This is a genomic window from Mesorhizobium sp. CA16 (genome assembly GCF_020165175.1).
Classification (GTDB): Bacteria; Pseudomonadota; Alphaproteobacteria; order Rhizobiales; family Rhizobiaceae; genus Mesorhizobium.
Genome location: NZ_JAIUHP010000024.1, coordinates 52,257 through 60,710, shown reverse-complemented (window position 1 = coordinate 60,710; position 8,454 = coordinate 52,257). Strand labels below are relative to the sequence as shown.

General features: G+C 64.4%; 6 protein-coding genes. 5 read left to right on the top strand and 1 reads right to left on the bottom strand.

The genetic code is table 11. The annotated features are described in order from the left end of the window. Positions 1 to 110 precede the first annotated feature (110 nt). The 3 genes from LB525_RS25730 to LB525_RS25720 all read left to right on the top strand — a co-directional run bounded on the left by LB525_RS25730 (position 111) and on the right by LB525_RS25720 (position 3,280). Positions 111 to 1,034, top strand: a complete 924-nt coding sequence (locus LB525_RS25730) for a sulfite exporter TauE/SafE family protein (RefSeq protein ID WP_095765915.1) — start codon at positions 111 to 113, stop codon at positions 1,032 to 1,034. Beyond that, positions 1,034 to 1,825 (top strand): TIGR02186 family protein, encoded by a 792-nt coding sequence (locus LB525_RS25725; RefSeq protein WP_224548773.1) that lies wholly within the window; start codon positions 1,034 to 1,036, stop codon positions 1,823 to 1,825. The genes LB525_RS25730 and LB525_RS25725 overlap by 1 nt, the downstream gene beginning before the upstream one ends. Positions 1,826 to 2,023: 198 nt before the next feature. Further along, positions 2,024 to 3,280 (top strand): Hsp70 family protein, encoded by a 1,257-nt coding sequence (locus LB525_RS25720; RefSeq protein WP_224548771.1) that lies wholly within the window; start codon positions 2,024 to 2,026, stop codon positions 3,278 to 3,280. A 344-nt stretch (positions 3,281 to 3,624) separates the two neighbouring features. Here LB525_RS25720 and LB525_RS25715 read toward each other — a convergent pair whose 3' ends face one another. Then, positions 3,625 to 4,512, bottom strand: coding sequence for a LysR family transcriptional regulator (locus LB525_RS25715; RefSeq protein ID WP_224548769.1), 888 nt, complete (start codon positions 4,510 to 4,512; stop codon positions 3,625 to 3,627). A 278-nt stretch (positions 4,513 to 4,790) separates the two neighbouring features. On the opposite strand from LB525_RS25715, the gene LB525_RS25710 reads away from it, so the two are divergent. Both LB525_RS25710 and LB525_RS25705 read left to right on the top strand, forming a co-directional pair. Further along, positions 4,791 to 7,721 carry a molybdopterin oxidoreductase family protein gene (locus LB525_RS25710; RefSeq protein ID WP_224548767.1) on the top strand — a complete coding sequence of 977 codons (2,931 nt, stop codon included), beginning with the start codon at positions 4,791 to 4,793 and terminating at the stop codon, positions 7,719 to 7,721. After that, positions 7,718 to 8,452, top strand: a complete 735-nt coding sequence (locus tag LB525_RS25705; protein WP_224548765.1) for a 4Fe-4S dicluster domain-containing protein — start codon at positions 7,718 to 7,720, stop codon at positions 8,450 to 8,452. The genes LB525_RS25710 and LB525_RS25705 overlap by 4 nt, the downstream gene beginning before the upstream one ends. Positions 8,453 to 8,454: the final 2 nt, after the last annotated feature.

Below are 8,454 nucleotides of genomic sequence, written 5' to 3'. Positions count from 1 at the left end.
CCCCCCCCCCCCCCCCCCCCCCCCCGGCGCAAGAAAAAATTGGCTTTTCGGTGCTTTACTGTCCGGGGACGGCACTGTGCGCCGGCAGACAAACTGATCGAGACAGACGGGTGGGCATCTATCTCCCGATCGCGGAAATTTCCGTCAACATCTTCGTGCTGCTCGCGATGGGCGCCGCGGTGGGTTTCCTGTCGGGCATGTTCGGGGTCGGCGGCGGCTTCCTGATCACGCCGCTTCTGATTTTCTACAACATCCCGCCGGCAATCGCCGTCGCCACCGGCGCAAACCAGGTCATCGCCTCCTCTTTCTCCGGCGCGCTTTCGCATTTCAAGCGCGGCACGCTCGACTTCAAGCTGGGCGGCGTGCTTTTGGCCGGCGGCATCGTCGGCTCGACGGCGGGTATCTTCGTCTTCGCGCTGTTGCGCCGGCTCGGCCAGCTGGACCTGTTCATCTCGCTGCTATACGTCGTGCTGCTCGGCACGGTCGGCGGGCTGATGCTGTTCGAAAGCGTCAACGCGCTGCGAGCCAGCCGCAGCGGCGCCGCACCCGTGCTCAAGAAATCCGGACAGCACAACTGGATCCACCGGTTGCCGTTCAAGATGCGCTTCCGCGCCTCGAAGCTGTTCGTCAGTGTTATCCCTGTGCTCGGGCTCGGCGCCGGGATCGGCTTCCTGTCGTCGATCATGGGCGTCGGCGGCGGCTTCATCATGGTGCCGGCGCTGATCTACCTGCTCAAGGTGCCGACCAATGTCGTTATCGGCACCTCGCTGTTTCAGATCATCTTCACCTCAGCCTATACGACGCTGGTGCATGCCACGACCAACCAGACGGTCGACGTGATCCTGGCCTTCCTGCTGATGGCCGGCGGCGTCGCCGGCGCGCAATATGGCGCCAAGGCCGGCCAGCGGCTGCGCGGCGAGCAATTGCGCGCCCTTTTGGCGATGCTGGTGCTGGCCGTCGCCATCCGCCTTGCCGCCGATCTCTTCGTGACGCCGCCCAATCTCTATTCTCTGTCCGCCGCGGGGCTCAACTGATGGCGGCGCGACGAGCATTTGCAGCCGCCGTCTCGTTGTCGATGCTCTTTGCCCTTTCCCCGGCGACGGCGCAGACGCCGCCCGCCGAAAGCATTCAGATCGGCCTGTCGACGGATGCCATTTCCATCACGGCGGGCTTCTCCGGCGCCGACCTGACGATCTTCGGATCGCTGGAGAATCCCGATCCGCTGATCGCGCGCCAGGGGCGCTACGACGTGATCGTCGTGCTCGAAGGGCCGCCAAGGCCGGTCGTCGTCCGGCGCAAGGATCGCGTGCTCGGCGTCTGGATCAATCTGGATTCGGAGACGTTCGAGAACGTGCCGGTTTCCTATTCCGTCGCGACGACGCGGCCGCTGCAGGACATCGCCGAGACCGCCAAATACAAGCAGCTCTCGCTTGGCGCGCAGAACCTCTATATGAAGCCCGCCGACGAGACCGACAGCCCGGCAACCATCGAGGAATTCACCGCGGCGCTCCGCGACCGCAAGGCGGCGACCGGCCTCTACAGCGAGAATGTCGGCGGCGTGCAGTTCCTATCGCAGAACCTGTTTCGCGCCACCGTGCGGCTGGCACCGAACGTGCCGGTTGGAACCCATAAAGCCCGCGCGTTCCTGTTCAAGAGCGGCATGTTCGTCAAGGAAAGCTCGGCCCAGCTCGAAATCCGCAAGTCCGGCTTCGAGCAGTCGATCTTCCGCGTCGCGCATGACTATTCCTTCCTCTATGGCGTGTTCGCCATATCGCTCGCCATGCTGACCGGCTGGCTGGGCCGGCTCATCTTCCGCAAGGATTGATGCTTCGGGAAGAATCGGAAGACCCGTTTTCCGTTCGAAACAGGGTTTCTCTTTTCCCGGTTTTGCGATACATCGCCGCCTCCCAGCCTAGGGACAAGCACAGACATTTCGATCGGCAGAGCGGTCCGGCAATCCGGATGACGGCGCGCAACGCGTCGCCGACGATATGCCGCCATGAAGCAAAGACAGGAGGCTGCGATGCGATCGGCATTCGGCGGCATCGATTTCGGCACGTCCAATTCCACCGTGGGCGTGATCCGCGACGGCCGGGCGCGACTGGTGGCGCTGGAGGGCGAGCAGCCCACTCTGCCGAGCGCCGTGTTCTTCAACTTTGAGGACGGCTACACCTATTTCGGCCGCCGCGCGATCAGCGACTATACCGACAGCATCGAAGGCCGGCTGATGCGCTCGCTGAAGAGCGTGCTTGGCAGCTCGCTTGCCAACGAGAAGACGCGCATCAAGGCGCGCCAGATCGGCTTCATCGACATCGTCGGGCTGTTCATCGATCATCTCAAGAAGCGGCTGGAAGAGGACACAGGCGGTGCAGTCGACAATGTCGTGCTGGGCAGGCCTGTGCAGTTCGTCGACGACGACGCGGCCGCCGATGCAAAGGCGCAGGGCGAATTGGAAAAGGCCGCCCGCGTGCAAGGCTTCAAGCACATCGCCTTCCAGTTCGAGCCGATCGCGGCGGCGCTCGACTACGAGCAGAAGGTTTCCCGCGAGGAGCTGGCGCTGATCGTCGACATGGGCGGCGGCACCTCCGATTTCTCGATCGTGCGAGTCTCACCGGAGCGCGCCCGCTCGACCGACCGCAAGGCCGACATATTAGCCAACCGGGGCATCCATATCGGCGGCACCGATTTCGACCGACTGCTCAGCATCGCCCATGTCATGCCCGAGCTCGGCTATCTGACACGGACCAAGGACCACAAGCGCAATCTGCCGGCCGCCTATTTCATCGACCTCGCCACCTGGCAGCGCATCAATCTCGTCTACACCGCCAAGGCGATGACGGATCTGAGGCAGATCCGCTATGAGGCCGAGCGTGCCGATCTCGTCGACCGCTTCATCCATGTCGTCGAGCATCGCTACGGCCATGCGCTGGCGGGCTTGGTCGAAAGGGCGAAGATCGCGCTCACGGACCAAGCCTCGGCCGAAGTGAAGGTGTCGCTACCCGGCGCGCGCTTCGCGGCCGAGATCACACGCGCCGGCCTGGAGGAAACGATCAGCGGCGACATCGAACGCGTGGCCGCGACGGTCAAACACACGATCGCCGACGCCGGCATCCCTGCTTCGGCCATCACCGCCGTGTTCCTCACCGGCGGTTCGACCGCCATCCCGCTGGCGAAACGGCAGATCCTGGCGCTGGTGCCGCAGGCATCGGTCATCGAAGGCGACATGTTCGGCTCGGTCGGCCTGGGACTCGCGCTCGACGCACAGCGAAAATTCGCGTGAGCGTTTTGCCGCAACGTAGCTGCGGGGGTTGTCCATCGGGTAGCGACGGCATGCCCGGAAGGTTGGTCGAAACGCCCGTGACGTCGTCATCCACGGGCGGAGCAAGGAGCGAAGCGACGCGGCGCAGACCCGAGGATCCATTCCGTGAGTTTGAAGCGTTGCTCCGGTGCAGAATTCTGCTTCGTTGTACTCCCTGGCCGATGTAACGGAATGGATTCTAGGGTCTCCGCAACGTCGCTTCGCGACTGCTTCGCCCTAGAATGACGAAGTTCGGAGGGCTTCGGCCAATCGCGAGCGTTTGTGATGATTCCTCATCCTGGATGCAGCCCTGATGCCGCCTGGGCTCAACTGGCCTTTCCACCAAGATGCGCCTTCAGCGCCATCTGCGCGAGGCTCGCCTGGCGGTCGCGGTGGGTGATCATGGCGAAGTCGCGCTTCGGCAATTCGACCGGCACGGCCCTGAGGCTGCCTTCCGCCAGGGAGCGCGCGACCACCAGTTCCGAGATGATCGTCGCCCCCGCGCCAGCCTCGACGGCCTGGCGCACCGCCTCGTTGCTGGGCAGGACGAGGAAAATCTGCAGCTCCGCCGGCGGAACCCCTTGGCTGAGCGCGAAATCCTCCAGCGCCTCGCGCGTGCCCGACCCGCCTTCCCGGATGATCCAGCGCAATGCCCTGATGTCGAGGTTTCCCGCCCGCGTCGTCGGAATTTCGGGATGCGAGCGCGCCACCACCAGCATGGGGCGATCCTCGTCGACCGTGGCGCGGCGCAGGATGTCGGATTCGGTGCGGCCCTCGACCAGGCCGAAATCGGCGCGGCCGTCCAGCACATTGGTCTCGACCTGCCGGGTGTTGCCGATCGTTACGCTGAGCTTCACGGCAGGATAGGCCTCGTGGAAGGACGCCAGGCGGCGCGGCAGCCAGTAGCTGGCGATGGTCTGGCTGGCCGCGATCGACAGGCTGCCGGCGACGGTCTGCGAGACATCCTCCAGCACGCCGCGGGCCGCCGCGGCGCGATCCAGAACCGCCTTCGCCTCCGGGAGGAAGCGGTGGCCGGTCTGGGCCAGCTCGATGTTGCGGCCGACCCGGTTGAACAGGCGCACGCCGTGCTGGCTTTCGAGCGCCCGGATGGCAGCCGACGCCGCCGACTGCGAGATGCCGAGCCGCTCGGCGGCCTTGGTCATATGGCCGTGCTCGGCGACGGCGACGAAGATGCGCAACTGATCGAGGGTCATGGCTAACTAAGAAGCAAAATCGATCGGAATTACAAGAGCTGCTTGTTAGACGCATCAATAGCTTTGTTCTAAGTTTTTATCGGAAGTTGGAATAAATTAGCTGCATTGCCGCCAAGGCTTGAAATGATCGGGCGCTTCAAATCCCTGTTCGCGCACTGGAACCGCCGTGTGAAGCGGCAGATCGCCGGCGAGCGCTATCACCCCGAGCTCCATTATATGCGCGGTCCGGGTCCCAAGACGAAGGCCAAAATGGCGAGCGGCAAGAGCGTTCGCGGATCATGAATCCCGGCGCGCCGCGCGGCGCCAATTCCGCCCCCTCGCAGCGGCCGCTGGCGGACAGCCGAGCGCCGGAGGAGGGCGATGGCGTCGAGACCTCGCCAAGCGTCTCCGACCGCGTCGCCAAGACCACCTGCTACATGTGCGCCTGCCGCTGCGGCATCGACGTCCACATCAAGGACGGCAAGGTCCGCTACATCAACGGCAACAAGGACCATCCGGTCAACCGGGGCGTGATCTGCGGCAAGGGCAGCGCCGGCATCATGCAGCATTACAGCCCGGCGCGGCTGAAGAAGCCGTTGCTGCGCACAGGTCCGCGCGGCTCCGGCGAGTTCCGCGAGATCGAGTGGGAAGAAGCGCTGACCATCGCCACCGAAAGGCTGTCGGCGATCCGCCGCACCGATCCGAGGAAGCTTGCCTTCTTCACCGGGCGCGACCAGTCGCAATCGCTGACCGGCTGGTGGGCGTCGAAATTCGGCACGCCCAATTTCGCCGCACATGGCGGTTTCTGCTCCGTCAACATGGCGGCCGGCGGGCTCTATACGATCGGCGGCTCGTTCTGGGAGTTCGGCGAGCCCGACTGGGACAACACGAAATACTTCATGCTGTTCGGCGTCGCCGAGGATCACGATTCCAACCCGATCAAGATCGGCCTCGGCAAGCTCAAGGCGCGCGGCGCCAAGGTGGTTTCGATCAATCCCTGCCGCACCGGCTACAACGCGATCGCCGACGACTGGATCGGCATGAGGCCGGGCACCGACGGCTTGTTCGTGCTGGCGCTTGTCCATGAATTGCTCAAGGCCGGCCGCGTCGATCTCGACTATCTGCTGCGCTACACCAACGCGCCGGTGCTGGTCGTGCAGGAGCCGGGGGCCGCCGACGACGGCCTGTTCGTGCGAGACGGCGACGGCAACCCGCTTGCTTGGGACAGAGTGGCCAAGCAACCGGTCAACGCAACCGACCCCGAAGCAAAACCGGCGCTGACCGGCAGCTATCAGATCGGCGGACAGCGCTGTGTGCCTGTCTTCCAGCTCATCGCCGAACGCTATCTTGACGAGACCTATTCGCCGGACGCGGTAGCGGAGCGCTGTGGTGTCGATGCCGACACGATCAGGCGGATCGCGGCGGAACTGGCGCATGTTGCCTTCGAGCAGACGATCGAGCTGCCGGTCGCCTGGACCGATTGGGCAGGCCGGCGACACGAGACGATCAGGGGCCGCCCCGTCTCGATGCATGCCATGCGCGGCATCTCGGCCCATTCCAACGGCTTTCACACCTGCCGCGCCATCCATCTGCTGCAGGTTCTGCTGGGCACCGTCGATGTTCCGGGCGGTTTCCGTTTCAAGCCGCCCTACCCGCGCCCAGCGCCGCCGGAGCCGAAGCCATGCGGAAAAAACGTTCGGCCGATGACGCCGCTGGACGGCATGCCGCTCGGCTTCGTCTGCGGCCCGGACGATCTTCTCGTCGACGAGGCCGGCCGACCCACCCGCATAGACAAGGCCTATTCCTGGGAAGCACCCTTGGCCGCGCACGGGCTGATGCACTCGGTCATCCGCAATGCCTGGGCCGGCGATCCTTATCCGATCGACACGCTGATGATGTACATGTCGAACATGGCGTGGAACTCGTCGATGAATACGGTCGAGACCGTTCGTATGCTGACCGACAAGGACGAGGCGGGCGCCTACAAGATCCCGTTCATCATCTATTCCGACGCTTATTATTCCGAAACGGTGGCGTTCGCCGACCTGGTGCTGCCCGACACCACCTATCTCGAGCGGCACGACTGCATCAGCCTGCTCGACCGGCCGATCAGCCATGCCGACGGTCCGGGCGACGCCATCCGCCATCCCGTGGTGCAGCCGGACCGCGACGTGCGGCCATTCCAGTCTGTGCTGATCGAGCTCGGCGCGCGGCTTGGTCTGCCGGGCTTCGTCGACGAGGACGGCTCAGCGAAATACCGCGACTATGCCGACTACATCGTCAACCACGAGCGCACGCCCTGCATCGGCCCTTTAGCCGGCTGGCGCGGCGAGAATGGCGGCTCGATCGGCAGGGGCGACGTCAACCCCAACCAGCTGCAGCGCTACATCGACAATGGCGGCTTCTGGCACCACGATTTTTCCGACGACCAGCGCTATTACAAAATGGGCAACCGCGCCTATCTCGATTTCGCGGTCGAGATGGGTTTCATTTCCAAGGCCGAGCCTATCGTCTTCCAGCTCTACTCGGAGCCGATGCAGCGGTTCAGGCTTGCCGGGCGCGGCCATGGCAAGGTGCAGCCGCCGGACGCCGAGCGCGGCCGCATCGAGGCCTATATGGACCCGCTGCCCTTCTGGTACGCGCCCTTCGAGGACAGCACCGTCGACCTGCAAAAATATTCGTTGCATGCGCTGACGCAGCGGCCGATGCACATGTACCATTCCTGGGGCTCGCAAAATGCGTGGCTGCGGCAGATCACCAGCCAGAACCGGCTGTTCGTGCATAGGCAGACCGCCACCGAGCTTGACCTTTCCGACGACGACTGGGTGTGGATCGAAAGCGTCAACGGAAGGGTGAAAGGCCAGATTAAGCTGATCGACGGCGTGAACCCGGACACGGTGTGGACCTGGAACGCGATCGGCAAGCGGCGCGGCAGCTGGGGCCTGAAGGACGATGCGGCGGAGAGCAATCGCGGTTTCCTGCTCAACCATATCATCGGCGACCAGACGGCGGCCGATGCCAACGGCAAGCGCTATTCGAATTCCGATCCGGTCACCGGACAGGCCGCGTGGTTTGACGTGCGCGTGCGGATCGTCAAATGCGCGGCGGAGGAAGCCGGCTTCACCGAGCCGCATTTCGAGCGTTTTGCACAGCCACCGCATTTCGAGCCATCGCCTGACGTGCTTCGCTTCGGCACGGAATTCCGCATGAAGAGGGAAGCCGCCGAATGACCTGTCTTCCCGCTCGAACCGAGAAAAAACTCGGCCTCGTCATCGACCTCGACACCTGCGTCGGCTGCCAGGCCTGCGTCACCGCCTGCAAGGAGTGGAACACTGGCGGCCACATGGCGCCGCTGACGGACATCGATCCCTATGGCGGGCATGTCGACGGCGTCTGGTTCAACCGGGTGCATAGTTACGAGCACACGACCGAACAGGGCGACCGCACGGTGAACTTCCCGCGCTCCTGCCTGCATTGCGAGCAGCCGGCCTGCGTCACCGTCTGCCCGACCGGCGCCTCCTACAAGCGTGCCTCGGACGGCATCGTGCTGGTCGACGAGGACAAATGCATCGGCTGCAAGCTCTGCAGCTGGGCCTGTCCGTATGGCGCCCGCGAATTCGATACGGATGTCGGCGTGATGAAGAAATGCACGCTCTGCGTCGACCGCATCTACAACGACAATCTGGCCGAGGAAGACCGCGTGCCTGCTTGCGTCGCCGCCTGCCCGACCAGCGCCCGTCATTTCGGCGATCTCGGCGATCCGGCCTCCGCGATCTCGCGGCTTGTCGAGGAGCGTGGCGGCGTCGCGCTGATGCCGGAGCTCGGCTACAAGCCGACCAACAGCTATCTGCCGCCGCGCGCCCGTAGCGAACGCGCTGCGAAGGTCGACGCGCCGGCGCTGGAGCCGATTAAGGCCGAGGGCGGGTTCCTCGGCTGGATCGACCGCATGCTTTCGAACTAGCC